At 39.7% G+C, this 26583-nt stretch carries 28 protein-coding genes and 1 pseudogene; 19 read left to right on the top strand and 10 right to left on the bottom strand.

The features are described from left to right. Positions 1-3 precede the first annotated feature (3 nt). The 9 genes from CWB72_RS08350 (at position 4) to ttcA (ending at position 7771) form a co-directional block, all read left to right on the top strand. On the top strand, positions 4-189 hold the full coding sequence (locus tag CWB72_RS08350) for a cbb3-type cytochrome oxidase subunit 3 (protein ID WP_130254461.1): 186 nt from the start codon (positions 4-6) through the stop codon (positions 187-189). Further along, positions 186-1151 carry a cytochrome-c oxidase, cbb3-type subunit III gene (ccoP, locus tag CWB72_RS08345; RefSeq protein WP_138569024.1) on the top strand — a complete coding sequence of 322 codons (966 nt, stop codon included), beginning with the start codon at positions 186-188 and terminating at the stop codon, positions 1149-1151. The genes CWB72_RS08350 and ccoP overlap by 4 nt, the downstream gene beginning before the upstream one ends. 115 nt (positions 1152-1266) lie before the next feature. Continuing rightward, the gene (locus CWB72_RS08340) at positions 1267-1770 is read left to right on the top strand and encodes a FixH family protein (protein WP_138569025.1); all 504 of its coding nucleotides are present in this window, start codon (positions 1267-1269) and stop codon (positions 1768-1770) included. Positions 1771-1776: 6 nt separating this feature from the next. Next, complete coding sequence (locus tag CWB72_RS08335) at positions 1777-4152, top strand: heavy metal translocating P-type ATPase (RefSeq protein ID WP_138630544.1); 2376 nt, start codon at positions 1777-1779, stop codon at positions 4150-4152. Further along, positions 4149-4325 (top strand): cbb3-type cytochrome oxidase assembly protein CcoS, encoded by a 177-nt coding sequence (gene ccoS, locus CWB72_RS08330; protein WP_130254465.1) that lies wholly within the window; start codon positions 4149-4151, stop codon positions 4323-4325. The genes CWB72_RS08335 and ccoS overlap by 4 nt, the downstream gene beginning before the upstream one ends. Further along, on the top strand, positions 4312-4983 hold the full coding sequence (locus CWB72_RS08325; protein ID WP_138569027.1) for a sulfite exporter TauE/SafE family protein: 672 nt from the start codon (positions 4312-4314) through the stop codon (positions 4981-4983). Before ccoS ends, CWB72_RS08325 begins: the two co-directional genes overlap by 14 nt. A gap of 34 nt (positions 4984-5017) precedes the next feature. Further along, complete coding sequence (locus CWB72_RS08320) at positions 5018-5752, top strand: FNR family transcription factor (protein WP_138630542.1); 735 nt, start codon at positions 5018-5020, stop codon at positions 5750-5752. A gap of 90 nt (positions 5753-5842) precedes the next feature. Further along, a complete protein-coding gene (gene uspE, locus CWB72_RS08315; protein WP_138630540.1) occupies positions 5843-6766 on the top strand; it encodes a universal stress protein UspE in 924 nt (307 codons plus the stop codon). Between the two features lie 93 nt (positions 6767-6859). Then, a complete protein-coding gene (gene ttcA, locus CWB72_RS08310; RefSeq protein ID WP_138630538.1) occupies positions 6860-7771 on the top strand; it encodes a tRNA 2-thiocytidine(32) synthetase TtcA in 912 nt (303 codons plus the stop codon). 219 nt (positions 7772-7990) lie between these two features. On the opposite strand, the gene aspS is transcribed toward ttcA, so the two are convergent. After that, on the bottom strand, positions 7991-9772 hold the full coding sequence (gene aspS, locus CWB72_RS08305) for an aspartate--tRNA ligase (protein ID WP_138630536.1): 1782 nt from the start codon (positions 9770-9772) through the stop codon (positions 7991-7993). A gap of 187 nt (positions 9773-9959) precedes the next feature. Between aspS and CWB72_RS08300 the strand changes: the two genes are divergently transcribed. Both CWB72_RS08300 and CWB72_RS08295 read left to right on the top strand, forming a co-directional pair. Next, positions 9960-10808 carry a DUF72 domain-containing protein gene (locus tag CWB72_RS08300; RefSeq protein ID WP_138630534.1) on the top strand — a complete coding sequence of 283 codons (849 nt, stop codon included), beginning with the start codon at positions 9960-9962 and terminating at the stop codon, positions 10806-10808. A 31-nt stretch (positions 10809-10839) separates the two neighbouring features. After that, positions 10840-11349 carry a M48 metallopeptidase family protein gene (locus CWB72_RS08295; RefSeq protein WP_436409850.1) on the top strand — a complete coding sequence of 170 codons (510 nt, stop codon included), beginning with the start codon at positions 10840-10842 and terminating at the stop codon, positions 11347-11349. Positions 11350-11399: 50 nt separating this feature from the next. On the opposite strand, the gene CWB72_RS08290 is transcribed toward CWB72_RS08295, so the two are convergent. Next, entirely contained in the window at positions 11400-12104 is a 705-nt protein-coding gene (locus CWB72_RS08290; protein ID WP_130254471.1) for a DUF3334 family protein, read from the bottom strand. Between the two features lie 629 nt (positions 12105-12733). On the opposite strand from CWB72_RS08290, the gene cmoA reads away from it, so the two are divergent. Then, positions 12734-13459, top strand: coding sequence for a carboxy-S-adenosyl-L-methionine synthase CmoA (gene cmoA, locus CWB72_RS08285; protein WP_138630532.1), 726 nt, complete (start codon positions 12734-12736; stop codon positions 13457-13459). A gap of 10 nt (positions 13460-13469) precedes the next feature. Next, positions 13470-14438, top strand: a complete 969-nt coding sequence (gene cmoB, locus CWB72_RS08280; protein WP_138630530.1) for a tRNA 5-methoxyuridine(34)/uridine 5-oxyacetic acid(34) synthase CmoB — start codon at positions 13470-13472, stop codon at positions 14436-14438. 51 nt (positions 14439-14489) lie between these two features. On the opposite strand, the gene CWB72_RS08275 is transcribed toward cmoB, so the two are convergent. Then, positions 14490-16304, bottom strand: a complete 1815-nt coding sequence (locus tag CWB72_RS08275; RefSeq protein WP_138630528.1) for a hypothetical protein — start codon at positions 16302-16304, stop codon at positions 14490-14492. A 150-nt stretch (positions 16305-16454) separates the two neighbouring features. On the opposite strand from CWB72_RS08275, the gene purM reads away from it, so the two are divergent. Genes purM through CWB72_RS08260 form a run of 3 tightly spaced genes read left to right on the top strand, consistent with a single transcriptional unit; the run spans position 16455 to position 18851 of the window. Then, positions 16455-17507 (top strand): phosphoribosylformylglycinamidine cyclo-ligase, encoded by a 1053-nt coding sequence (gene purM, locus CWB72_RS08270; protein ID WP_138630526.1) that lies wholly within the window; start codon positions 16455-16457, stop codon positions 17505-17507. Further along, positions 17507-18154, top strand: coding sequence for a phosphoribosylglycinamide formyltransferase (gene purN, locus CWB72_RS08265; RefSeq protein WP_138630524.1), 648 nt, complete (start codon positions 17507-17509; stop codon positions 18152-18154). The genes purM and purN overlap by 1 nt, the downstream gene beginning before the upstream one ends. Next, a complete protein-coding gene (locus CWB72_RS08260) occupies positions 18099-18851 on the top strand; it encodes a DUF3108 domain-containing protein (RefSeq protein ID WP_138630522.1) in 753 nt (250 codons plus the stop codon). The genes purN and CWB72_RS08260 overlap by 56 nt, the downstream gene beginning before the upstream one ends. A 70-nt stretch (positions 18852-18921) precedes the next feature. Here the strand turns inward: CWB72_RS08260 and CWB72_RS08255 are convergent, their stop codons facing one another. The 6 genes from CWB72_RS08255 to CWB72_RS08230 form a co-directional block, all read right to left on the bottom strand. Then, entirely contained in the window at positions 18922-19686 is a 765-nt protein-coding gene (locus CWB72_RS08255; RefSeq protein ID WP_130254477.1) for a class II glutamine amidotransferase, read from the bottom strand. A 155-nt stretch (positions 19687-19841) separates the two neighbouring features. Next, on the bottom strand, positions 19842-20144 hold the full coding sequence (locus CWB72_RS08250; protein WP_138630520.1) for a hypothetical protein: 303 nt from the start codon (positions 20142-20144) through the stop codon (positions 19842-19844). Beyond that, positions 20141-20332, bottom strand: a complete 192-nt coding sequence (locus tag CWB72_RS08245; protein ID WP_138630518.1) for a hypothetical protein — start codon at positions 20330-20332, stop codon at positions 20141-20143. The genes CWB72_RS08250 and CWB72_RS08245 overlap by 4 nt, the downstream gene beginning before the upstream one ends. Positions 20333-20470: 138 nt before the next feature. Continuing rightward, the gene (locus tag CWB72_RS08240; RefSeq protein WP_138630516.1) at positions 20471-21607 is read right to left on the bottom strand and encodes an ABC transporter permease; all 1137 of its coding nucleotides are present in this window, start codon (positions 21605-21607) and stop codon (positions 20471-20473) included. Continuing rightward, entirely contained in the window at positions 21604-22338 is a 735-nt protein-coding gene (locus CWB72_RS08235; RefSeq protein WP_058029572.1) for an ABC transporter ATP-binding protein, read from the bottom strand. Before CWB72_RS08235 ends, CWB72_RS08240 begins: the two co-directional genes overlap by 4 nt. Before the next feature lie 3 nt (positions 22339-22341). Beyond that, positions 22342-23865, bottom strand: coding sequence for an alpha/beta hydrolase (locus CWB72_RS08230; protein ID WP_138630514.1), 1524 nt, complete (start codon positions 23863-23865; stop codon positions 22342-22344). A gap of 89 nt (positions 23866-23954) precedes the next feature. Between CWB72_RS08230 and CWB72_RS08225 the strand changes: the two genes are divergently transcribed. Genes CWB72_RS08225 through CWB72_RS08215 form a run of 3 tightly spaced genes read left to right on the top strand, consistent with a single transcriptional unit; the run spans position 23955 to position 26439 of the window. Next, positions 23955-24329: a GntR family transcriptional regulator gene (locus CWB72_RS08225; protein ID WP_130254481.1), complete on the top strand. Its 375-nt coding sequence runs from the start codon at positions 23955-23957 to the stop codon at positions 24327-24329. 2 nt (positions 24330-24331) lie between these two features. Then, positions 24332-25171, top strand: a complete 840-nt coding sequence (locus CWB72_RS08220; protein WP_138630512.1) for an ABC transporter ATP-binding protein — start codon at positions 24332-24334, stop codon at positions 25169-25171. Next, a complete protein-coding gene (locus tag CWB72_RS08215; RefSeq protein WP_138630510.1) occupies positions 25168-26439 on the top strand; it encodes a hypothetical protein in 1272 nt (423 codons plus the stop codon). Before CWB72_RS08220 ends, CWB72_RS08215 begins: the two co-directional genes overlap by 4 nt. Before the next feature lie 23 nt (positions 26440-26462). On the opposite strand, the pseudogene CWB72_RS21200 reads toward CWB72_RS08215, so the two are convergent. Further along, positions 26463-26583: pseudogene (locus tag CWB72_RS21200) on the bottom strand (IS982 family transposase); the annotation flags it as partial.

The raw sequence follows: 26583 nt of genomic DNA, 5'->3' as shown, positions 1-26583 counted from the left end.
ATTATGGATTACGGCACATACAGAGGCATTTTGACTCTGGTAATTTTGGTACTATTTGTTGTGATTGTTGTGTGGGCATATAGTAAGCGCTCAAAAAATCGTTTCGACGACGCTGCTAATGCTATCTTTGAAGATGAAAAAAAGCACAACAACACAATCTCTAATGAGGAAAAGGAGTCTGAAAAATGACTAGCTTTTGGAGTATTTGGGTCATCGTATTGACCTTAGCGTGTCTAGCTCTAATCTTAGGCTTACTTCTATGGAACCTGAAAAACTACGCAGGTGTAAAAGAAGGTGAAAGCTGTGGCCATGAGTTCGACGGTATTGAAGAATTAAACAATCCACTACCAAAGTGGTGGACTTACTTATTTTTCGCAACTTTTATTTGGGCAGTTTACTACCTAGCAATGTACCCTGGTCTTGGTAATTTCCAAGGCTTCCTAAAGTGGTCAAGTTCTAACCAAGGCGTAACTTCAATGGAAGAGTCTCAAAAGGCGATTGAAGAAGCAAAAGCCAATGGTGAATGGGTTCAGCTAGACCAAGAGTATGTTGCAGCTGATGAGCGATTTGGTCCTATCTTCCAAGCATTTGCAAAGCAAGACATCGAAACACTTGCAACGAACGAGGAAGCACTTGAGATTGGCCAACGCCTATATGCACAAAACTGTTCTCAGTGTCACGGCTCTGATGCACGTGGTGGTATGGGCTTCCCTAACCTAACTGACAATGATTGGCTATACGGTGGCAACCCTGACCAAATCAAAGCAACACTTCTTCACGGTCGTGTAGCTGCGATGCCAGGTTGGGAAAGTGCATTAGGTGAGCAAGGCATTAAAGAAATGACAGCTTACGTATTAAGCCTTTCAGGTCGTAAAGTGAATGCAAAAGACGCTCAAGCAGGTCAGGCTAAGTTTGCAATGTGTGCAGCGTGTCACGGTATGGACGGTAAAGGTTCTGTTGCTAACAACAATCCTTTCGGTGCGCCTAACCTAACTGACAATATCTGGTTATACGGTGGTTCTCAACGTGCAGTTGAAGAAACATTAATCAATGGACGTGCTGGTGTAATGCCGGCTTGGAAAGATATTCTTGGTGAAGACAAAGTTCACTTACTTACAGCATATGTATATAGCTTATCTCAGAATAAATAAGCGAATCGCTAAGATTATTTGAGATCAAAAAAGCCTCCATTTGGAGGCTTTTTTTTAGGTTTTTATAGGCAAATAAGATACTATATCAGCATTGTTTTTTAGCTATGAGTACACTATGAAACCTACCCCTTGGTATAAGCATTTTTGGCCTTGGTTTTTAATGTTCTTCCCTGTTGCAACCATCGTTGCATGTATTGGTCTAGTTGTATTTGCGGTTGGTAATGGCCCAGATATTGTGGTAGATGATTATTATAAAAAAGGTAAAGCAATTGACCTTGAATTAAGTAAATTCAACAAAGCAAAAGCCTTATATCTTCATGGTGATTTAAACGTAGAAAGTGATTTTGTCGAATTTAAATTTACCAAAGGTGATTTTAGTAAAGTTACTGCTCTCAAAGCCTCTTTTTATCACCGCACAATTAAAAAACATGATTTCGAAGTTAACCTCCTTGCTAATGCAAACGGTAGTTTCACCGCTATTCTTGAAGATATCCAATTAGGCGCTTACACCATCTTTATTGAGCCTATGGATGGCAGTTGGAAAATGAAAGAAGATCTACTAATTCCGACTATTGAAACGCTTGAAGTATCACCTGAATACAATAAATCTCTGAAGTAAACCTTTATGTCTAATTCTTGTTTTCATTGCTTAGAGCCAATCCCTGCCGGTTTCGATGACCATATAGAGTTTGAGGGAAAAAATGAAGCAGTGTGTTGTATTGGCTGTAAAGCTGTCGCTGAAACCATCATTAGTCAGGGCATGACCGACTATTATAAGTTCAGAACTGATAGTGCAGGCAAGGTTGAAACATTGGTCCCTGAGCAGCTCAATTTTATAAAAAGCTATGATAATCAAGAAATTCAAGATGATTTTGTCACACATCAAGGTGACTTATCTGAGGTACTATTAAGTGTTGAAGGGATCAGCTGTGCAGCGTGTGCATGGTTGATAGAAAAGCAACTTTTAGCACTGCCAGGTGTTGCCCGTGTTGACGTGAATACATCGACTTACCGAGCAATGATTTTATGGAACAAAGAGAAAATATTGCTCAGTGAAATCATCAAAGCATTAATGGAAATAGGTTATAAAGCTTACCCTTTCCAAGCTGATGATGAAGCCGCGCAAAAACAAGCTACTGCCAAAGCATACATTAGAAGGTTAGGTGTTGCTGGCCTTATGACAATGCAGGTCATGATGTTCGCTTTTGCGATGTACTTTGGCATGTTTTCAGGCATGGAAGAAGACTTCGAACAATATTTCAGATGGATTAGTCTTGTTCTGGCTACCCCTGTGATCCTCTACTCAGCTCTCCCCTTCTTAACCAATGCAGTCAATGGCCTAAAAGCTAAACAGTTAAACATGGATCTGCCTGTCTCACTGGCAATATTTGGTGCTTATGGTGCCAGTGCTTACGCAACTGTCATGGAAGTGGGTGAAGTTTACTTCGAATCTATTTGTATGTTTACCTTTTTGCTCTTACTGGGCAAATATCTTGAGTTTAGAGCCAGACTTAAAGCTTCTGAATTCACTGCAAACCTGCAAAAATTATTACCTTTAACAGCTAGAAAACTTTTAGACGACGGTACTGAAGATGTCATCGCTGCACGTAATCTAAAATTAAATGACAGAGTACTTATCAAAGCCGGTGAAACCATTGCAGCCGATGGTATTGTCATCGATGGCAGCAGTACGGTTGATGAGTCTATGATGACAGGTGAGCATCTGCCTGTTAAGAAACAACTAAATAGCCAAGTCTTCGCTGGTACAGTAAATCACGATGGTCTAATGACCATTGAAATCAACAAAATTGGCCAAAATACCCTCCTAAATCAAATCATTCGCCTGCAGTATAATGCGTTAAGCAAAAGACCAAAATTGGTTGAAGTAACAGACAAAGTCGCTCAATGGTTTGTTGCGTGTTTACTGGTATTTGCTTCAATGACCGCGATTGGCTGGTATCAAATTGATCCTGAACAAGCTTTTTGGGTGACAATCGCCGTGCTTGTTGCCACTTGTCCTTGCGCACTCAGTTTGGCTATTCCTACCGCATTGACCTGTGCTGTTGCCACGTTGACCAAAAAAGGCATATTAATCAAAGAAGCCCATGTACTCGAAACACTAACAAAATTAACTCGTGTCGCATTTGATAAAACAGGCACTTTGACCGAAGGTAAGTTTTCAATCGCGAAAACAGTGCTATTTTCATCTGAATTCACAGAGGAAAAAGCACTCGCCTTAAGTGCTAGTTTAGAAAAATACTCTGAGCACCCTATTGCTGCTGCCTTTTTAGAACATGCTTCTGAATATCACGAGCTTAACGACGTAACTGTTCATCCTGGTATTGGGATCAGTGCCAAACTTGGTACAGACGAGTTTTCACTCGGTAAAACTGGTTGGTTTGGAGTTAGAGACAGCCAAGCTCAGGCTACCTTATTTATCAATCAAAAGCCGATTGCTGATTTTTATCTCACAGATAAAGTCAGGAGTAGTGCATCAAGTGTTATCGAGCACCTAAAAAGCTCTGGTTTGACGTGTCATATGTTAACAGGCGATAGCTCAAACGCTGGTGAAACTTTATCAAAACAGCTGAATTTAGATAGTTACCAATCAAACTGCTCACCAGAAGAAAAGCAAACAGCCGTTGAGTCTTGGTCAAAAAACAATGAAGTAGTTGCCATGATCGGCGATGGTGTTAATGACAGTCCGGTATTTAATAGTGCGCACCTATCAGTTGCTATGGAAACAGGTGCTGATATTTCAAAAAATACCGCTGACGTTGTGTTACTTAAAAGTGATTTAAACTCAATCAACACATTGAGAGAAGTCGCAATTACCACTCGTCTTATAGTTAAACAAAACCTCGCTATTTCACTGTGTTATAACGGTTCAATTTTACCGCTTGCTGCATTTGGATTAATTCCACCTTGGATTGCTGTAATAGGCATGACAACAAGTTCGATTGTAGTTATTTGTAACTCACTAAGGTTATTAAAACTATGAGTATCATATATATCTTAATCCCAATTGCGATTCTGTTCGTGATCATCGCAATTGGCATTTTCTTCTGGGCTGTGAGAAGTGAGCAGTTTTCAGATCTTAATAAGCAAGGCCATAGTATTTTATTCGAAGACGACAAAGACAAGCATACTAAAAGCAGTAATGAACGAGATTAGTTTATTCAGCGCATTTATTATGGGCTTAGTTGGTAGCGGTCACTGCATTGTCATGTGTGGTGGAGTTGCTTCTAGTCTGCAGCTTGCAAGTAAAAACCTGTCGGCTATCAAAGTCAGTTTAGCTTATAATTTTGGTCGTCTAGCAAGTTACTGTATTGCCGGCATGCTAGTCGCGACCTTAGGTGCGAGTTTTGCTAAACAAAACACCCACTTCGCCCTAGGCGTTAAAATTTTTAGTGGGATCTTTATGATCTTGCTTGCGCTTTACGTGATGCGCCTTGCTAACACACTCAAATTTGTTGAAAGCATGGGTAAAACCCTACTCTGGCAACATATCGTCAAATTCAATAAACTTTTCTTGCCCGTTGATAGTTTAAAAAAAGCATTTGGCTATGGCATGTTATGGGGGTGGCTACCTTGCGGGTTAGTGTATTCAGCTTTAATTTGGACTTTGCAAGCAGAGTCAACATTGCATGGTGCAAGCATTATGATGGCATTCGCCTTGGGTACTTTACCAGCTATGTTAACCATTGGGCAATCAGCCCAACATCTTAGCCGCTTTTTAAATCACAATCTGGTAAGATTAGCGCTAGGCAGTATTTTTGTATGGTATGGAATCTATCTACTAATCATTGTAACTGATAAATTAGTACATTAATCCATGTCATGCGTCTAATTTTAATGGATTTATTATGGATTTAAGCAATCAAAACCGTTCTAAAGGTAACTGTACTATCAGTTGCAACAGCTGCAGTATCAGTCAGTTATGCTTACCGTTCTCTTTAGATGGTAGCGAGATGGACAAACTAGATGAAATCATTGAGCGTAAAAAACCGCTCCATAAAGGCGATTTTCTTTTTGAGTCAGGTAATGCGTTAAACTCAATTTTTGCCGTAAGATCTGGTTCTTTTAAATCCTATACGCTTTCTGAGCAAGGTGATGAACAGATCACAGGGTTCCATTTAGCAGGTGATCTTGTTGGATTCGACGCCATTAACAAAATGCAACATCAGAGTTTTGCTCAAGCGTTAGAAACCTCAATGGTCTGTGAAATTCCATTTGACACGCTAGATGAGTTAGCAGGTAAACTCCCTAAATTACGCCAACAAATCATGCGTCTGATGAGTAATGAGATAAATTACGATCAAGAAATGCTTTTACTCTTAAATAAGAAGACCGCCGAAGAACGCTTAGCAACATTCATTTATAACTTATCAAATCGTTTCGGTGAGCGCGGTTTTTCACGCAAAGAGTTTAGATTTACTATGACTCGTGGTGAAATTGGTAATTACTTAGGCTTAACCGTTGAAACCATTAGCCGCCTTCTAAGCCGTTTCCAAAAGGCTGAGATCATTAAAGTTGAAGGTAAATTTATTACCATTTTAGATATACCTGGTTTGGCTAAAACGGCCGCAATTAGTTGTTGATCTAGTACAACCTTTACAGCGTTTGTACTTTCACCTTTGGCTATTTGCGTTACACTAAACGTGTACGATTTAGCCAAAGAGGTGAACTTCATGGACCAAATTAAACACATATTAGCAGTTGTAGACCCATCCAAGGAACAACAACACAGTTTACAACGCGCAGTCAGCTTAGCTCAAAAAACTGGCGCCAAGATCACCGCTTTCCTCTCTATTTATGACTTTTCCTATGAAATGACAACTATGTTGTCTAGAGAAGAGCGTGATGCTATGCGTGATGCTGTGATCAAAGACAGAGAAGCATGGCTAGGCGAATTAACCGCTTCTTTTTTAGATATAGATATAAACAAAAAGGTGGTTTGGCACAACCGTCCTTTCGAGGCCATCATAAAGACTGTCATTAACAGTCATTTCGATTTAGTCGTAAAAAGTACTCATCAACATGACACCTTGAAGTCTGTTATTTTTACCCCGACTGACTGGCATCTCATTCGTAAGTGCCCTACGCCAGTGCTGCTCGTTAAAGATCACGCTTGGCCAGAGCGAGGCCATGTGCTTGCTGCTGTAAATGCCGCTTCTGATAATGAGCAACATCAAACACTTAACGAACGGATTATCACCGATGCTAATTTCATTTGTAATATTGCAGATGCGAATCTCAGCATTGTGAATACGTACCCTGCGACACCAGTCAATATTGCCATTGAAATACCAGAATTCAACCCGTCTCAATACAATGAAGCAGTTAAAAAGCATCATGAAGATGAAACCTACGCACTGGCTGAACGTTTTGCATTAACTCCAAAGCAATGCATCATCAAAGAAGGCTTACCTGAAGATGTTATTCCTTGTGTTGCAAAAGAGTGCCAGTCTGAACTGGTAGTGATAGGTACTGTAGGTAGAACTGGTTTAAGTGCCGCGCTTGTGGGTAATACCGCTGAGCATGTTATTGATAGTCTTGATTGCGACGTCTTAGCGTTAAAACCTGATGGATACAAAAGCCCATTAGAAGATTGATTTAAACTACAGCCAGACTACCTTAAACGTGCATTTTAAGGTGGTTTGGGTATAATGCGCCCTTATTTTTCCGTCATTTAAATAGGGGGCCGAGTGTCTCACTCAAAAGAAGCCAAAACCGCTTATAACCTGAATAAACTTCAAAAGAGATTGCGTCGATTAGCTGGTCAAGCTGTTGGTGATTTCAACATGATCGAAGAAGGCGATCGTGTCATGGTTTGCCTTTCTGGCGGCAAAGATAGCTACACCCTACTAGATATTCTTCAGCATCTTCAACGCGTTGCCCCCATTAAATTTGACGTGTTTGCGATTAATCTTGATCAGAAACAACCTGGCTTTCCTGAGCATATTCTGCCTGAGTATTTAGATGGTCTAGGTATCGAATATAAGATCGTCGAAGAAGATACTTATAGCATTGTTAAAGATAAGATCCCTGAGGGTAAAACAACTTGTTCGCTTTGTTCTCGCCTTCGTCGCGGCATTTTGTACCGCACGGCAAAGGAAATGGGTGCAACTAAAATCGCGCTTGGTCATCACCGCGATGACATGATTGAAACCATGTTTTTAAACATGTTTTATGGCGGTAAATTAAAAGGCATGCCAGCTAAACTCATGAGTGACGACGGACAACATATGGTGATCCGCCCTCTAGCTTACTGTAAAGAAGCTGATATTGAGCAGTACGCAACAGCACAAGCGTTCCCGATTATTCCTTGTAACTTGTGTGGCTCTCAAGAAAATCTTCAGCGCAAACACGTTAAAGCCATGTTACATGAGTGGAATAAATCAAACCCAGGTCGTATTGAGAGCATCTTCACTGCAATGCAAAACGTCGTACCTTCGCATTTAGCAGATGGAGAGTTGTTTGATTTTAAAAACCTGCAAACAGGTGAAGTGATTGACGGCGGTGATATTGCCCTTGATAAGCCTGATTTTAAAGAGCCTGCAAGGGAACAGGAAGAAGAGGATAACTCAGTAAAAATCCAACCAATCGAGTTGGTCTAAGCTTTTTAATAAAGCCGCTAATTCACTTAGCGGCTTTATACGTCCCAAATCATAAATCATAAATCATAACTACAATTCTTCACGTAATTACTACTCATCGAAACTCATAACTTAGAGAATTTGTTAGACGAACTAGTCTCAAATTAGCTTTAAGCCTGTTCAAAATTTTAGATATAAAAAAAGCGACCAATTGACCGCCTTCCTTATTCCAAACAACGATTAAGCGTCGTTTTGCTCTTCTTGTGCTTTTTCAACTGAAATAGCAAGTTCAGTTAATGCATCAAGGTTTGCAACACTTGGTGCATTTGTCATTAAACAAGATGCCTGCGTTGTTTTCGGGAACGCAATCACATCACGAATATTGTCTGTTCCGCAAAGTAACATAACTAGACGGTCTAGACCGAATGCAAGACCTGCATGTGGCGGTGTACCGTACTTAAGTGCATCAAGTAAGAAACCAAACTTATCTTCTTGCTCTTGCTTTTCAATACCTAGAATGCGGAATGCAGCTTGTTGCATGTCATTATTGTGAATACGAACAGAACCACCACCTACTTCATAGCCATTCAGTACCATGTCGTATGCATCACTAATAGCCTCAGCTGGGTTAGCTTCAAGCTCTGCTGCAGAGATAGCTTTTGGAGCAGTGAATGGATGGTGAACTGCATGAAGATTACCTTCATCGTCTTCTTCAAACATCGGGAAGTCTACAACCCATAAAGGTGCCCATTTGTCTAGATCTGTTAGTTCTAGGTCTAAACCTACTTTTAAGCGTAACGCGCCCATTGCTTCGTTTACAGTATTACGCTTGTCAGCACCAAATAAGATGATGTCACCAGTTTGAGCATTTGTGCGCTCAAGCAGTGAATTAATGACTTGTTCATTTAAGAATTTAGCAATTGGAGATTGAACACCTTCAACACCTGCATCACGGTCATTAACTTTCATCCAAGCAAGGCCTTTTGCACCGTAGATGCCTACAAACTTAGTATATTCGTCGATTTGCTTACGAGAAAGTTTTGCACCGCCTGGCACAGTTAGCACAGCAACACGACCTTTTTCATCATTTGCAGGGGCAGCTAATACTTTGAACTCTACATCTTTAACAATGTCAGCCACATCAACAAGTTCTAACGGGTTACGCAGGTCTGGCTTGTCTGAACCAAAACGACTCATCGCTTCGCTGTAAGGCATTGTAGGGAAAGTTCCTAAATCCACGTCTAGAAGCTCTTGCCACATTTCACGAATTAAACGCTCTGTTACTTCACGAACTTGATTAGACGTCATGAATGACGTTTCTAAATCAATTTGTGTAAATTCAGGCTGGCGGTCAGCACGTAAATCTTCATCACGGAAACACTTAACGATTTGATAGTAACGATCGAAACCAGACATCATCAGTAGTTGCTTGAACAACTGAGGAGACTGAGGTAACGCATAAAAACTGCCTTTATGAACACGACTCGGTACTAAATAGTCACGGGCACCTTCTGGCGTTGCTTTAGTAAGCACTGGCGTTTCAATGTCTAAGAAGTCATTTGTGTCTAAGAAACGACGCACAAAGCTGCTTGCTTTAGCACGCAGCTTAATTCTGTCTAACATTTCAAGGCGACGAAGGTCTAAATAGCGATACTTTAAACGACGCTCTTCAGAGTTTTGCTGGTTAAAGTCTAACGGTAAAGGCTCAGAGCGGTTAATTACCGTTAAACCTGTGCCTAAAATTTCAACTTCACCTGTTGCCATATCTTTGTTAATTTGGCTTTCAGGACGCGCACGTACAGTACCTGTTACCTTTACACAGAACTCTTGACGTAACGTATTCGCCACATCCATCAAACCTTCAACTTCAGGGTCAAATACCACCTGAACTAACCCTTCACGGTCACGCAAGTCGATGAAAATGAGACCACCTAAGTCACGACGTTTGTTGATCCAACCACATAGTTCTACTTCTTGACCAACATGGCTGCTGTTTAAATTTCCGCAGTATATAGAGCGCATAGCATTCCTGTTTGTTCAGCAAGCTTAGTGCTGAACTTCGTTTAATGAAAAATTGCTCCAATTATATAAAAATCGCCGTTAATGTCATCCTTGAAGTGCTGAGCTTTCGCAATAGTTTGTAAATTTTCCAACTATTGCACCTATTTGTTACACTCTCGTGCTCATATTAAGTCATTTAATAAAAAATATGCTTTACTTAGGTTGTCCCCAATGGAGTAGCACTCACTGGAAAGGTCGTTTTTTTTCGTCTAACTGTGCGCCAAGCAATATGCTCTCAGAATATGGTCAAATTTTTAACACCGTTGAAGGTAACACCAGTTTTTATGCCAACCCAAAACCAGACACCATAACTAAATGGTATCAGGCAGTGCCCGAGGATTTTAAATTTACCTTTAAGATACCGAGACGCTTTAGCCATGACATGGCGTTACAACATTGCCAAGATGACTTAAAGGTTTGGCTTGATTTGTTTAGCCCACTTTTTCCTAAAATCGGGCAAGTAATGATACAACTTCCCAAAGCATGTTCCCCTGAATATTTGCATCGCATTGAAAATTTCTGTGCTTTATTACCAGATGAGCTTTCTGTTGCCGTTGAAGTAAGACATTTAGATTTTTTCGATAAAGGCGATGCGGAGCGTCGTTATAACCAGTTCTTAATGAAACATAATTACAACCGTATCATGATGGATACACGACCTCTTTTTAGTGAAATACCAAACACAGAAGCCATAATAGATGCCCAGGCAAAGAAACCTAAAGTACCACTTCATGTCTTAGCCACCAGCAATGCACCTATCGTCAGATATGTCGGCACATCAAACCTTGAAGACAATAGAGCTTTTTACAAACCTTGGTTAAATAAAATTCGTCTGTGGCTTGAAGAAGGCAAAACCCCCTATGTGTTTTTCCATACCGCCGATAACTATGACGCACCACTTTTAGCTAGGCAGTTTATTGCTGAGTTAGGTTTAGAACATAATGTCAGTTTGCCATTTCCTGCTGAAAAAGAAGCAAAGCAAAACTCATTGTTTTAGAATTACATCAAATTAGAGTAGAGAGTAACCAGTGCCCCACCCTTACACACACTATTTCAGTCATTACCCTGAAAATATTCAAGCACAAGTTGATATGCTTATCTGTGGTAATAAGCTGCTTTCGTTTTTCAAAAATAAATACCCTGTTAGTCACACTCTAAAAAATGACAAATTACTTTTTGAATTCACGAATGAACTCAAGCAAAAATACTTGAAGAATGCCCCCAAGTTGCAGCAAGTACAGTATAAGAAGCAGAAAGATTTAGTAAAAAATGCACTGGGCACACATACCTTTAAACGACAACAACACGGTGGCAAGCTAAAAGCCAAACATGAAATTGCCATAGCCGAGCAACTTCGTTTAGCGCCAGAACCACTCTTAAAAGCCTTAGTAGTTCATGAACTAGCCCACTTCAAAGAAAAAGATCACAACAAAAGTTTTTACAATCTGTGTTGCCACATGGAGCCAGAATATCACCAGCTTGAACTAGAGTTGAGGCTATTTTTAGTACTTCGACAAGAGCAACTCAGTTTTTATTAAACACAAAAAAAGCAGGCTATGCCTGCTTTTTTATTTGATGTCTAAGTTTCTTATAAGCCTAATTTAGCCAAAAAACCATCATCAGCATCGTCGCTAACTTCATTATTAGCAGCGGATTTTATTTTAGAAGCATCTTGCTTCCTTTTATCAAAGTTGGCTTGATTTTCAATAATTGAATCAGGGTCGATAGATTCGGCAATGTCGAAATCATGTAGCTTAATAAACTCTGTTTTATCCATTGCTAATTCGAGGTAGAAAATATTTTGGTTTTGTGTAGTAAACGTTACACGACGTGCCTGAGGCCTATCCATCGTGGTATCAACAGAAATTTGCACCTGCTTGTTAATCGCCATCATTTTAGGCTGATTTTGTGTAATTGAAGTGTGAAGCTGTTCACGCACCTTGCCAGTAAAGTCACCGACCATTTGGTTCATTAACTCACCCAACACATTAGATACATCATCAGACAAGTGACTCAGAGCAATTTCTTCTTCAGGCATACCCATGTTACGCATGTAATCTTGATAAATTTCCATCGCAGCTTGCTGCGTGAAATTCATCACAACAAGTCCTGTGAAGCCGCCGTCGAACAACACAAAACAACCAATATCTGGTCGCATACACGTGCGTGTAATTTTTTGTACCATTGCAGAATACGAAATTTGATTGCCACTAGCTGAGGATAAAACTTCGGTCACCGAGTGGCACAGGGTTGATAAAATATCTTCTGTGCTAATCACTTTGTTTCTTGCCATTTTTTTCTCTTTAATAATTAACCGAACTTGTACATAAGATATGTGACAAGTCTAAAAGTTACAACTGCTATGTGATATCAGACAAATATATAGTGATTGTTAGTTGCTGTAATCACCATGATTCTACTCAAAGTTCATAGCACACTTTTGAAGCAAACTTATAGTTCTAAAAATATAGGTCCACGATGAATTGTATTTTTATAATCATCAGATGCTTATTTGTAGCGGCTCTTATTTAACTGTGAGATTTTTGACAAAGGCCATGTCATTATTAAACAAATTAGCATTACTGCAATTGTTTCTGTTTGATCTTTTGCCACAGCTAGGTATGTGCAAGCAACAATAGTACAAATAATTAATAGCCACAATGTTATGTACAAAGCTCTAAACTTATGAAAAAAATCGCACAATTTGAGGAAAAACATATTCCAATCCTTTAGTTCAAACGAACCAACAACTTTATAGTTCTTTTGTATATTACAATAAACGATGATGGCATGATTTAGAACATAATATTAAGAAAATATTTCATTTTAGTTTCAAAAACATACATTCTTCTTACAAAATACCCCAGATTAATTTATTTAAAATGCTAAAATACTGCAATTATTTGTAATGAGAGACAAACCGTGACTGGCAAAGACAGTATTTACGCCAATCAAGTTGAGGTCAAAGACTTCTCCTTCGATGCAAATGTCGTCGAAGTATTTCCTGATATGATCCAGCGCTCAGTCCCTGGTTATGCCACTATTGTTAGCACTATGGGAAAGTTAGCAGGTCAATACGCACAGAGCAACTCGAACCTTTATGATTTAGGCTGCTCGTTAGGTGCAGTTACTTTGAGTATGCGACGTAATATTGAAAAAGAAAATTGTAAAATTATCGCCATTGATAACTCTGAACCTATGGTAGAGCGGTGCAAACTACATCTACAAGGCTTTAAATCAGATGTGCCTGTAGAAGTGAGCTTAGCCGATATCAATGACATTAATCTCGAAAACGCCAGCGTTGTGGCTATGAACTTCACTTTACAGTTTATCCCGCCAGAACAGCGCCGAGCACTACTAGAGAAAATTTACAACAGTCTTAAGCCTGGTGGTGTACTTCTACTTAGTGAGAAATTTCGCGGCGAAAATGAACAGGCAGATAATTTACTCATAGATTTGCACCATGACTTTAAGCGTCATAACGGCTATTCAGAGTTAGAAATAAGCCAAAAACGTACTGCCATTGAAAATGTGATGCGCACAGATTTATTGAGCACTCATCTTGCGCGCTTATCTGATATTGGCTTCGGTCAAACTCAGGTTTGGTATCAATGCTTCAACTTCTGCTCAATGGTTGCGATTAAATAACGGAATTAAAATGAATACTTGGTTTACAGATTTTTATGCGGCCATTGCTAAAGGGCCACTTAGCCATTGGTTAGATACGCTTCCAGCACAATTAACACACTGGCAAAAAGAAGCCCAACACGGCGATTGGCCAAAATGGGAAAAAGTACTTAAGAACCTGCCTGAATCAAATACGCAACATATCAATATCACAGATAAAGTTGAATTTGGTCTAGAAACAGAATTATCTGAAGGTCACACAAAACAACTGACGCATTTATTAAAGCGCATGATGCCATGGCGAAAAGGCCCTTTTCACATTCATGGTATTCATATTGATACAGAGTGGCGCAGCGATTGGAAATGGGACCGCCTAGTTGAGCATATTAGTCCACTTCACGGACGTACTGTTTTAGATATCGGCTGTGGTTCGGGCTATCATTTATGGCGTATGAAAGGTGCGGGAGCTGAATTTGTCGTTGGTATTGACCCGTCAGATCTGTTTTTATCGCAATTCCAAGCAATAAAACATTTTAATAAAGATGAAAACGTACATCTTTTACCCCTGGGTGTTGAGCAATTACCTGAGCTAAAAGCTTTTGATACCGTTTTTTCAATGGGTGTTTTATATCACAGACGTTCTCCCATTGACTTTCTAGCGCAGTTAAAAGCCCAATTACGCAAAGGCGGCGAACTCGTATTAGAAACATTGGTAGTTGAAGGTGATGCGCATACTGTTCTAGTACCTACAGATCGCTATGCAAAAATGCGTAACGTTTGGTTTATTCCAAGCACAGCTGCATTAACCTTATGGCTTGAGCGTGTCGGGTTCAAAAATATTCGAGTTGTGAATGAAGATGTCACGTCATTAGATGAACAAAGACGTACTGAGTGGATGGAGACAGAATCTCTGGCTGATTTCCTTGACCCGAACGACCCAACAAAAACCATTGAAGGCTACCCTGCTCCACTTCGTGCGATAATTATCGCCGAAAGCTGAAAAAGTAACTAAAAGGAGCGTTAGCGCTCCTTTTTAGTATGCAATGGCGAATTAAAGTTGATTTTTATCGTTTGCATTAGCAGTTTTAGTTTGCTTTTCTTTATCTGACTGCTGTTGGAGCTCCTCTAAAAAACCTTCGTACTTTTCTTGCATTAGTTTTACATTAACTTCAATTGCGGTTTGCCAATTTTTCCCCATGTCATCTGTTTTAACCACTTGGCCCTGATCACACAGAAAGTAAAGTGTTTGACCTGATGAGAGTTGGGGCAAAATGGTATGGCAGTTATCCTTTGGCTGACCATGCGTTTGCCATAACAGTTTGGATTTTGGGTTTAAATTGCTGCTTTTGACTTCAGCACTTATAATACTTAGAGCTCTCTTTTTATTATTTTTCGCTTTTACACGACCGACAGTAACAAGGGTATTCCCATTTAGTACTGCTGCTAATGTTGCATCAGCTTTTACGTCGCCAAAAATACTCAAAGAACGATCAAGTTCGTACCATGTTTTACCATAATCTAATGAAACAACTTGATCACCAATCCCATCCCATTGACTAACTTCAAGACCTATCAGTTCACCTGTATTTAACTGTATTAGTTGCTTAAACGCAGGATGCTTTTTACTTTCCCACTTTCTGCCTGATTCTTCAAAGGTGAATAACTTATTATCATTAATTAGTTTTATTTTGCCTTTATCGTCAAAAAACGGAAATATGCCGCCATTTTGTACCCAAAAATTATTGCCTGGCTTTTTCTTAAAAGTTCCTAACACTTCCCATTGTTGTTCTAACTCTTTAAAGCTATAGAGTCTATATTGGTTTTTTGAACCCGTTAACGCATAACCCATTTCACCTTGAGTTGCTAACCATATAAACGCTTCTTTGGCTGATACTGCACTGACTTTTTCCCAGTTATTAATCTGACCAGCAAAAAGCTCTCCACGTTCACTGCCAACTAATAATTGGTCATTGAAGTAAGTAGCAGCAGTCAGCTGAGATGATGTGGGTAGGGTGTCAGAAGAGAGATTTCCCTTACTATCAAGCAGGTGTAGACGGCCTAAACGAGATAATAGAGCATTACTCTCGCCCATGTTTAAAGATACTGAACGCTCGCCAAAAGAATTCTCTTGCGATAGAGACGCAAGCTTATTTCTGTATTCAACTAAATCATCTTGTTTCCAGCCATTCACTTTATCAAAACTAACCGACTGGATTAATTTCGGATAATGCTGAGTAACAAACTCGGTCAAGTCTTGCCCTTGCTTCATTCTAGTCACATAAGCTTTTTGCTGTGATGTTGTACTCCAAAATGATGCTTCTTTTGTACTTAATAAGGGTTGAAACACTACCGTACCCAAATTTGTAAACTGGCTCTGTTTTACTTCAAAAATACCCGCAGAGAAAAACACTGGCATAGTTATCCAAGATGACATATTTCCATCAGAGTAACTGCTATATAAAGATGAAATCATATACTCACCTTCAGGCATAGTTCCTACAAATGCTTGGCTAGCTAAAGTACCATGAGTATTAGGCTGTAGAATAAAGAACTCAGGCTCCCAATCAACTTGCTCTGGCTCGAATTTTTTGCCACGCTTTTTTGCCTTCGTTTTAGCTTCTTCTATAGCTTGCTGCTTTAATTCTTCCTGATTGTCCAATCTAACTAAAATAACTTCATCCCAAGAACTATGCCATGTTGCTAAACGCTCAGTATTATTAACAAGTTGCAGAGCAACCACGCCATGACCTTGCGTAAGGTTCTGATTATTTGCTATTTTTGTATATTTCATCGCTGTGGACGAGCATGCAGCTAGTAACATTAATGTCATTGCCACAAACCCTGTTTTTAAATGCTGATAATTCATACTTATCCTTTGTTTATTTTCGCGCGACAATTCTAAGCTTACACAACATCGAAACTCAACAAAAGCCTAATTCAACTAGCCCCCCTTTCTCAATTGTTGTAAAATATGCGCGTTTCTAAGCAACCCCTATTCTATTTTTGAGGAAAACCTGTGAGCGAACAAAAACAGTCTCTTAGTTATAAAGACGCTGGTGTTGATATTGATGCTGGTAATGCATTAGTTGAGCGTATTAAAGGCGTAGTGAAAAAAACTCGTCGCCCTGAAGTTATGGGTGGCATCGGTGGTTTTGGTGCACTATGCGAACTTCCAACTGGATACAATGAGCCTGTTCTAGTAGCTGGCACAGATGGTGTTGGTACAAAACTTCGCCTTGCTATCGATCTTAAAAAGCACGACACAGTAGGTATCGACCTTGTTGCGATGTGTGTAAACGATCTTATCGTTCAAGGTGCTGAGCCACTATTTTTCCTTGACTACTATGCAACAGGTAAACTAGACGTTGACGTTGCTGCTGACGTAGTTACTGGCATTGGTAAAGGTTGTGAGCTTTCTGGCTGTGCACTTATCGGTGGTGAAACTGCTGAAATGCCAGGTATGTACGAAGGCGATGACTATGACATGGCTGGTTTCTGTACTGGTGTTGTAGAAAAATCAAAAATCATCGACGGTACCAAAGTAACAGCTGGCAACCAGCTGATCGCACTTGCTTCTAGCGGGCCTCACTCAAACGGTTACTCACTGATCCGTAAAGTGCTTGAAGTGTCAGGCGCTGATACAAACTCAGAATTCGAAGGCAAGACATTAGGCGAACACCTAATGGAGCCTACGCGTATCTACGTTAAATCTATCTTAGAACTACTAAAAGACGTAGACGTACACGCACTTTCTCACATCACTGGTGGTGGTTTCTGGGAAAACATTCCTCGCGTATTGCCTGAATCAGCAAAAGCAGTTGTTAAGGGCGATAGCTGGCAATGGCCTGTAGTATTCAACTGGTTACAAGAAAACGGTAACATCGAAACTCATGAAATGTACCGCACATTCAACTGCGGTGTTGGCATGATCTTAGTAGTTCCTGCAGACAAACTTGAGCAGAGCCTTGAGATTTTAAAAGCACAAGGTGAAGATGCGTGGCACATCGGTGAAATTCAAACTGCGGCTGCAGGTGAAGAACAAGTAGAAATCATTGGTGGTGCTGAGTAATGCCAGCATCGCGTATTGTTGTCTTGATTTCAGGCAGTGGTTCAAATCTACAAGCCATTATAGATGCTTGCCTAAGTAATCAAATCAGTGGTGATGTTGTCTCTGTTATCAGCAACAAGGCCGATGCTTTCGGCCTAACACGCGCAAAGAACGCAGGCATTGAAACTTGTGTTCTTAGCCATAAAGATTTCGCATCACGCGAAGACTACGATGCACAACTCGCACAATTAATTGACTCTTTTGACCCGGCTCTAGTTGTATTAGCTGGATTTATGCGTATTCTTACTCCTAGCTTAGTGCAAAAATTTAAGGGAAAAATGTTGAACATTCATCCTTCTTTGTTGCCTAAGTATCAAGGGCTGAATACTCACCAAAGAGCAATAGATGCTAAAGACGATGTGCATGGCGTAAGTGTCCACTTTGTGACAGAAGAATTAGACGGTGGACCTGTTGTTTTACAAGCTAAAGTACCAATTTTAGCAAATGATACAGCAGAGTCACTTGCCCAGCGGGTTCACGAACAAGAACACATAATCTATCCTTTGGCGGTCCAATGGTTCAGCGAACAGAGACTAACAATGGAAGCAGACTATGCCGTTTTTGACAATCAACCCCTTCCACCGCAAGGCGCGCAGTTCGCGGAATAGACATACTAGCGCTTGGTTTATTACACTAAGCGCTATTTTCTCAACATCGGTTTTAGCCGAGCCTCTTACTCCCTATCGAGCAGAATATGAAGTTAGCCGAAAAGGGTCCGTCCAAGGCAATGCGTTGCGTGAATTAACAAAAAATGCTGACAATACTTATGTACTCACTTATCAGAGTGATATTGAGTGGATGATTTTCTCTGATGAGAGAAATGAACGTGCCAGATTCATGGTGAATAATAATCAAGCTATTCCATTAGAATATTCAATGTCACGAAAAGGCACAGGCCCAGATAAGCAGTACAATCTTGTATTTGATCAAAGTAAAAAACAAATCTTCTCAAATAAAAAGAAACATCCGCTGAAGGTTGACTGGAAAGCAGAACAAAAAGATCTACTCACCTATCAGTTTCAACTGCGAAATGATTTAAAAGCAGGTGAAACAAAATTTAGTTACCCCATTATTGATAAAAATGGCAATCAACGTAACTATGATTTTGAAGTTGATGGAAAAGAGACCATAACACTACCGATTGGCAATGTTGAAACAATCAGAGTTAAACGTCTCTATGACAACAACAAAAGACAGGCAATTGCTTGGTTTGCACCTGAATATGACTTTTTACTTGTTAAAATGTATAAAGGAAAAGAAGGAATTGAACAATTCCAAGTCCAACTTAAACAGTATGACAAATAGAATGACTCGTTGAGATAACAAAAAGCCAAGCGTATGCTTGGCTTTTTGCTTTGCTTAACACTGTAAAGAGCTAGATTTTTTCGCCTAACTTAAATAAGGCAAATTCGCCAGGTTCCATCTTTTGCCATTGCTCATCATTAGTCAGTGGGCGAGTTGCAATAACAGAAACCACATCGTTTGGTGTTGTCTCTTGTTGAAAATCAACAACCATATCTGCATCAATTAAAGTCGCTTTACCAAAAGGTGCTCTACGAGTTATCCAGTGTAAATTATTCGTACAAAAAGCCAAAACAAACACACCATCTGTCAGTAGCATGTTGAAGACGCCCTTCTCCCTTAATTCGTTAGCGAGCTTTGCAGCATAGCGAAACACAGAAGCCATATTAGAGGGGCGTTTTGGATACTTTTCACGGATTTTGTCTAAGATCCAACAAAACGCCAACTCACTGTCGGTATTGCCGACAGGTTTATAAAATTCTGGTTTTAAATCTTGGTAATTCGAAAGTTGCCCATTGTGGGCATACGTAATTTCGCGACCCCAAAGCTCACGCGTGAACGGATGTGTATTCTCCAAACACGTGCGCCCACGATTGCCTTGTCGAATATGGCTTATTACCGAAACACTTTTAATCGGATACGCTTTGACTAGTTTGGCTATTTCAGATGTGCAACTTGGCTCTGGATCTTTAAATGTGCGACACCCTTTGCCCTCATAAAATGTAATACCCCAACCATCTTTATGAGGACCAGTATTTCCACCGCGCTCTAGAAGACCAGAAAAACTAAAACAAATGTCCGTCGGTACATTGGCTGACATGCCAAGAAGTTCACACATTTAATAAATCCAAAAAAATAAAACCATACATATTATGACAGCATTCGAAAATGGATAACACTAAGAAAGTTAAGGTTTATATAACCAATTCATCACTGATATAAAAAAGCCCTCACTAACAGTGAAGGCTTAAATAACTATAACTTTTAATTTCGTTAGTTTCTATAAAAAGAAAGATACCAACCGTTTGCTAAAACCTCATCAAATTGCACAGGCCCTTTTTCAGGTAAGTGCTCAAGGGTGAAACCCTGTTCGCGAGGTGAGTTTGGATTTTTAACATTATATTTATAATCGAATGAAACGCCAGAGCCTGCAAAACCTGCTATATGTAGCTGTATTTTTAGGGTGCAATTAACATTTTCACCTTTTTTGAACTTAATAGAAGTTGCGCCTATTTTAGATAACCTTTCGTCTAAATATTGTATAGTTGGCTCATTTTCTTGTTTTGGGAGATTCACGCTATAAAAAAACTGCCATCACAATTTCTAAATGGCTGTTCCACTTTACCCATTTCACAAACATATATTTGAAGTTCTGAAAAAGTGTGCTTATTTTGTTTAAAACTAGATTTCATTTCTTGAAAGCTAGGTGGGTTTTCACACCCAAGAGTTAAAAAGCTTAATAGTAAAATAACCAATCTTTTCATTAATACTTAGCTCCTTTATGAAATCAATCGTGATTGATATTAATAACACAAACAAAATACAACAATGCATTTACAACGATTAGCACATAAAAAAGCCCCGTGAAGAACGGGGCTGGTTGAGAGTATTTTATTTATTAATTATAAACCGAATACCACTTTTTCACTTTTCAGCATGCGGCTACTTAGGTAACTAAGCACACCGAATAGCCCTAGCGTTACCAATGTTGATAAAGCCAGTTGTGCAACAGGAATGTCATTACCTTTAATAAATTCAATCATGGCGTATTGTTGTGCCGCAATTGGTAGCCACTGTACAACGTCAGTCGCGATATCATAGGTTGTTACCATGCTAAGACCCATAGGTACGAATAAAACCATGGTTACATAGGTTTGCGCTTCTTTGAACGACTTAGCCATGAAAGACACAAACACTTGCAAACTTGCTGACATAAGCGCAATCGGTAAACCAATCACAAAACAAAACAACATAAATTCAATGCTTAAGTTAACACTAAAGCCAAGCTGTTCCCAAGGCACCATGCCATAAGCAAACTTTGAAACCACTAAGATAAGAGCCAAACCTAACATCGAGAATGTTGCTATTGCGCCGGACTTAGCCAAAACGATTTGTAATGTACTAATTGGGTGGCTTAGTAACAATGCAATTGAATTACGCTCACGCTCACCCGCACTGGTATCAATGGCTAGGTTCATCGCTGCATAAAACAGAGTTAGTACAATAGAAAGCGTCGCGATGCCTAAGAACATACCGCCTTTAGAATCAGGTGTTGCTTGATCATGCACTTGTACATCAACGGCTCTCATAAGAGTTGGATCAACACCTCTTGCCAATAGGCGTAAACCGGCTACCTCAGAATTATAGCGTGCTAATGAACGTTCTAATCGAGAAATCGACTTACGCAATTTATCATTAGACTTATCAGCTATCACAGTAACCGTTGCAGGTCGACCTTCAGACATTTTTACAGCAAAATCATCACTGATTTCTAACACGATATCTTTAACGTCTTCGCCTGTACCATGCACAATCTCTTTACTTTCAAGATACTGAACCAGATTAGGGGCTTGTTCTGGGTTTTTAATTGTAATTTTTAAATCTTCAGCTGATGCAAATTGCTTTAACATCACTGAAAATAGTAAACACATAATGATTGGTGTACCAATGGCATAATACAAACCCGCCATTACGGAACGCTTGTCACGGCTAGCATCCAATACTTCTTTTTTAAATAAAACTGACAGTAACTTCATCATGCTGCAATTCCTTCATCACTACCGATTAATTCAATAAATGCTTCTTCAAGGCTTTCTTTACCAGTTCGCTCACATAATTCAGCTGGCGAGCCTTCAGCCACAACTTGACCCTTAGCCATTACCACAACATGATCACACAGTGCGGCCACCTCTTGCATTACATGGCTTGAGAATAGAACGCAGTGTCCCTGCTCTTTCAGCATTAGTAATAACTCACGAAGAATACGCGTGCTCATTACATCAAGACCACGAGTTGGCTCATCAAGAATAATGTTGGTCGGTTTATGCACGATTGCTTGTGCCAGCGCCGTTTTCATGTGCTGACCTTGCGAAAAGCCTTGGCAGCGTCTGTCAGCAATGTCGTCCATTTTTAATTTACTTAATACATCTTGGGTTGCAGCTTTTGCAGCATCCGTTTCCATACCACTGAGTTCGGCATAAAATTGAATGTACTCGCGTGGCGTCAGACGCTCGTATAAACCACATGGGTCTGGAAACAAGCCCAATTTCTGTTTTGCTGCCATTGGCTCTTTTGCGACATCAATACCATCAATCTCCGCATTGCCACTATCAGCTTTCAGTAAACCAAATACAGTACGCAAACAGGTGGTTTTACCTGCACCATTTGGCCCCAGCAAACCTGTGATTTTGCCATTTTGTGCAGTAAAGCTCAGATTATTCATGGCTTTTACTGAACCGATCTTCTTTTCTAAGTTATTTACAGAAATCATCTCTTACTCCTTTTCACTCGATTCAGAACCACTGTCGGTATGCAGAGCAACACCATTTAAGTTCATAAAAAACTGCTTGCGATTGTCTTTTTCTAAACAAGTTGCGTCTAATTCTTCTGACCCATTCGAGTCAATAAATTTACCTACGATATTCGCAGCACAGGTTTGTGATACCACACCGTGAGTTGCACTCTCAGAAACCAAGTGTTTTGCGTTACTCATTTCTACCATTGCCATTTCAGCCCAACTAGCAGGCGTAGCCGGATCTAAACCACCTGATAATAAGAGCGTAGGAATATCTGTTTTAACTGGTTCATAGAAAGATTTATCTACTGGCTTGGCATCCCAAATAGGACATGCGATATCAAAACCTTCAATCATCATTCGTCCCAGATAAGCTTCGCCATGATCAGAACGGGATACATCGGTTAAACTCGGCCAATCTTCAGAGCAGACAATCGCACTGTGCATCCCCATCGCCATGCTATCCATCATATCTGTTGATGAAAGTAACCCTACAATCGGTGAATAGTCTCCATTCAACGCTTCACTGATTGCTAAAGGAACGAGTGCACGTGTAGTGTGGCTGTATAAAGCCATACGAACAGTGCTAAACACCTTCATTTTGGTCAGTACTAAGTTTATCTTTTTGTGTGTTCTTGGATGACGCACAGTTGTTTCAATCGCTTGATCATCTAATTGTTCAAGTAACTTATAAAAGTTCGCTTTCAAATTTGGATAATTTTCTGAGCAATTTGCATCTGTTTCACATCTATCAAATAAAGCATTCATTGAGTCATCAATCGCTTTACCTATCGCTGTTAAACTTTGTTGCATAGGCACAACACCATCGAGTGTGCTGGTGATCACAGAATCAGGAAATTGACGGGTATATTCTTGCGCTATACGCGTACCATATGACACGCCGTATAAATGCAGGCCTTTATAACCTAACGCTTCTCTCACAGCATCAAAGTCTTTTGCCGCTGCTACAGTAGAATAATGTGATAGGTCAGTATTAAGTTCGTCTTTACACTTTTGTGTTTCTTCTTTTGCGAAGGTATCCATGTCTTCGGTTAAATCATTTAACTCAAATTGCGAGATTAAATCTACACCTTCACATTGCAGTTTATTGGATTTACCTGTGCCACGTTGATCAACCAGAAGTATATCTCTAGATTCACGTGCATAGCGCAGGTTTCTATCAAAAATGGCCGCTAACTCTGTGGCTGATTGACCTGGACCACCAGCAAAACCAAGTACGGCTTCTTCAGGTTTACTTGGTTTGATTGCAGGAATGATTGCAAAGTGAATGTCTATCTCACCGTCCGCTGGGTTGTCTGAAACTGGCTGCTTAATGCTGCCGCATAATAATCTGTCATCTAAACCTTTTGCATAACATGGAGTAAGTTCTGGTTTTACTTTGTTATCTTGCTCTGCAATAGCTGAAGATGAAAGCCCCATCATTAACGGCAGAGCCGCTAACTTAAAAAGACCTGTTTTTGTCATGTTACTTCTGCTCATCATTGAGTTCCTTGTTGCTTTTTACACACACTATGATATTTTTAACTTAGTGTATTGGTGTATTATTGTATTAATACAGTGAGTTTAGATTAATGCTAGAATTTATTAATGTCAACCCCAGTAGTGGCGATCCAATTTATAAACAATTACACGAACAAATCGTTCGTTTAATTGTTGGTGGCCAAATACAAGCTGGAGAAGAGTTGCCATCAGTTAGAAAAATTGCAGAATATTTCACAGTGAACCCGATGACAGTATCACGGGCTATTGGCATGCTTGTAGATCAAGGTTGGTTAGAAAGACGAAGAGGCCAACCTACTCGGGTTGCAGAGCAGCAACCTCAATCACCAGAACAAGGTCAAACGCTCCTTTATGAAGGGGTAGATCAACTAATACAGCAGGCAAAACAGCTTGGTGTAACCGTGAACGAACTAAATGAGATAATCTCAAAAAGATGGGAGCAATAATAATGACAACCGCCCTTTTAGAATATAAAAACGTTCATAAGATATTTAATCAAAACATGGTGTTAAAAAACATCGATTTAACCATAGAGCCCGGTATGGTTGTAGGTTTGCTTGGCAAAAATGGTGCTGGTAAAACAACTCTTTTGCGCAGTGCCCTTGGACTTATTGAGGTAGATACGGGCGAAGTATTTACACTCGGGGAAAACCCGACTCAATTAAATGCAGAATTAAAGTCACAAGTTGGCTATGTGCCCCAGCAAGCTTTTGGATATGAGGGTTTTTCGATTAGAGAAGCGTTAGATTTACACTCAAGCTTTTACAGCGAGTGGGATAACACACTAGAGCTAGATTGGCTAAAACGTTTTGAATTAAATTCTGATGATATGGTTGAAAACCTATCTATCGGCCAACGGCAAGCACTTGCTTTAATTATGGCCATGGCATATCGACCTAAACTACTTATATTAGATGAACCTGTAGCCAGCTTAGATCCCATCGCCCGTCGAGAATTTATGCTCGATCTTTTTGATCTATCGCTCGAATCAGGTTCTGGCGTGATCTTTTCAACACACATCACTTCTGATATAGAAAGAGTCGCTACCCATGTTGCACTTGTTAAAGACGGTGAAATCAAACTCTTTAATGAATTAGATGAACTCAAGACCTCAATTCGGAAAATAAGTATCTCTAACGAAACAGCGGTTAATTTAAGTGACTTTGATGTTCTTAACAAACAGAGTAACGCAGCAATCATCTCGGGTTACCAAGGCCAAGATATTGCTGGTGTAAATCATGTTTCGACATTATCGCTTGAGCAATTATTTGTGGAGTTACACGCATGAGTAATACGCTAAACCGTACTTGGCATAAAGGGTTTTATGCCTATTGGTTTAAAGAATGCGGCAGCTTAAACTACCTGCTGCCCATGTTAATTGGTGTAATTATCAGTGTACTTGTCATGATTAAAGGGCTGACTGAAGCCTTGCCATTTACAATCTGTTTTACCAGTATCTGTGCCTTTGCTTCTGTCTCTTGGCAAAGCATTCGCCTGCAAGCCACTGAATGGCATAGTTTAGTACCTGGTTATACTGACCACATCGTCAAACAGGGCAATATCATTATTGTTGCGCCACACGTGATTTTGCTCGCAAGTGCTATTATTTTTGAACAATATGATGTATTAAAATTGCTCTGTATTTCTGTTTTAGTCGGAACCTTGTTTTATTTAAAGTGCCGAGTTACCAGCAAAATGTTTAACTCAAGTTCCTATTTTTTCTTTGCAATCATCGGTTTTACAGTTGCTTTTAAAGAAGTGCCTACTTGGTTAGCCGCTTTAGCTGTGATCTTAAACATTAATTTGGTGCTGTTTAGAAGGCACTTTGGTACAGCGTTCAAATGGCAAACCCAAGCCCTCGTTGACTATAAACACGCGCTTCAATCTGGTTGGTCCCCAATCCCTAAAGGTTTTTTAAAGGGTTATGGACAAGGATTAAATAAATTCTTTTTTCCTTTGAGCTATTTTATGGGCCGCTCGCTCATACAATACACGGTACTCGTGCTAATAATATTGGTTGCCTTACTTACCTTAAATTACTTTTATGTTGCGGGCAGACCTAGCTTATTTATCTTTTCTAACCTTGTATGTATTCTTGCTTTTATGATCTTATGGACAAGAATTCAAAGGCAACAAGCATGGGGAACCTTAATCACTTTACCGATTTACAGCAGTGTAATGGAGGCTAAAATTAATTACGCTAAAGCAAGTGAAAAATTCGCGCTATGTATTTTTGTTTGCTCAGCCCTCTTAGCAGGCTTTATAGAATTCATTCGCTTTGCTTCCCCTGTTTTCAACCTGTCAATGACTTATAGTTTAGTAAACACTGCTGGTGTGCTTATATGTTTTGCTATAGGTAATGTATGTAAGAAATCGGCATTTTTCAGTGTTGCATTGGTATTTACGTTAGGTTTTGTCTTAGCAATAACAGGCATTGTTGTTGAGACAGAGGCTGAAAAGCTTGGAATAGAGCACTCTGCAGGAGCTTTTATTTATTTATTATTCGCCATTTTTGCAAATCGTATTTCTTCAAAACAGCTTTATACTAATATCTAATTAACCTCAGATCTGTATAAGATTTAAAGTCGAGTCACTTTTATGCTCGGCTTTTTAGTCTGAAAAGTGTAGGCAATTAACCCAGCCATTAAATTAACCATAAATGAGATACAGCTTCGATGCATTTTATGATATATTTGAGCC

Origin of the sequence: Pseudoalteromonas phenolica (genome assembly GCF_005886345.1) — a bacterium.
Taxonomy (GTDB): Bacteria; Pseudomonadota; Gammaproteobacteria; order Enterobacterales; family Alteromonadaceae; genus Pseudoalteromonas; species Pseudoalteromonas phenolica_A.
This window is presented reverse-complemented; position numbering and strand designations above follow the sequence as displayed.